Source organism: Mesoflavibacter sp. CH_XMU1422-2, from assembly GCF_037029245.1.
In the GTDB taxonomy this organism is placed as follows: domain Bacteria; phylum Bacteroidota; class Bacteroidia; order Flavobacteriales; family Flavobacteriaceae; genus Mesoflavibacter; species Mesoflavibacter zeaxanthinifaciens.
This window is the reverse complement of the sequence record NZ_JAYMEE010000085.1, coordinates 4,822-6,024: the sequence shown is the minus strand read 5'-3', so window position 1 is coordinate 6,024 and position 1,203 is coordinate 4,822. Positions and strand designations below refer to the sequence as shown.

Annotated in this window: 1 protein-coding gene; it reads right to left on the bottom strand. The window is 32.7% G+C overall.

What is annotated here, in order from left to right:
• Nucleotides 1–732: 732 nt before the first annotated feature.
• Entirely contained in the window at nt 733–1,140 is a 408-nt protein-coding gene (locus WA340_RS12800; RefSeq protein ID WP_336129373.1) for a hypothetical protein, read from the bottom strand.
• Nucleotides 1,141–1,203: the final 63 nt, after the last annotated feature.

Here is a 1,203-nt window from a genome sequence, read left to right as displayed (position 1 = left end):
TTTTAAAATTTCAATTGCTTTATCTGTAGGTATTTTTAATTGCATATAGAAATTATCTTGGTTTGGTCAACATTACTTACAACGGTTTTGGCTATGGTTTCGTTACGGAAAAATGGGCGACCATTTTTCCGACGTTGACCGAAAGATAGCAAAAATGAATGGAATTTCCGCGAGGAAATTCCGCCGTAATGAATTATAGCCGTTGTTAGCTTTTAGTGCTTTTATAATTCATTCCGTTTTTGTTTTTCGGTCAGTTTTTTATTCCAATTTCTTTAATTTCCGTTTTTAGTTCATTCCGCAAACTTGCTCAAATTCCGACCGTTTTTTAATTCAGGTTTGAGTGCACAATTCCAGCGTTGTTTTTCCAGTTCCGATTGCGCAAACAAGCTAAAAAGTCAAGCGTAATTCAATTCAGAGTTTGAGTGAACAATTCCGCTGTTGTTTTTCATTTCACGTTTGAGTGATAATTCCGAAAATTTTGAAATTCCGCACACAGTTTTTCTGATTTATCTACCTTAAAATTCTAAAAAAAAATCGAAAAATAAACCAGGCTTTTTTTTAAACCGCAAACTTGCTCCAGCATTAAAGCTAACGGTTTTGTGTATGGCTCGTTGCGGGAAATCCGCGAGGATTTTTCGCCGAAAACCAAAGATAGCAAATTGCAATGAATTCCGATTAGGAATTCAGCCGCAATGAGCTATACACGGTGTTGGCAAATCGTTTTTTATTTACTCAGTTTGTTTCAATTCCGATATTTTTAAACAACTTTTTAGTTTCTTCAATATCAAATTCATTTTTCATTTCCATTAAGTCTCTTAATTTTCCGTTTTTCAATTTCAGACTGAACCTTTTTCGTCCAAAAAATTGTTTTTCGGTTAATGAGCTAATTTCAGATATTTTCAGTTTTTCAGATGCTGTTTTTTTGAATATTTGATAGGCAAGCAATACAATTGAAAAAATTCCGAGAATTATCCAAATAAATCCCATCCATTCCATTTGTTTTTTGTCCAACACAAATAGAGGGAAAAGAACAGAATTCACAAGAATATAAATCAATGATATATTCATTAATAAATACTGCTTTTTTAATCCATCTTTTATTTCAATCGACTTTTCAGTTTCGTTAAATTTTATTTTCATAGTTCTGCTTTTCAAATGTTTGCCAACGGTCTCGGCTATGAGTAGTTGCGTGGTTTAACACTT

Excerpts from the sequence above, each read along its gene's own strand:
- WA340_RS12800 (WP_336129373.1), bottom strand. The coding sequence starts at position 1,140 with ATGAAAATAAAATTTAACGAAACTGAAAAGTCGATTGAAATAAAAGAT.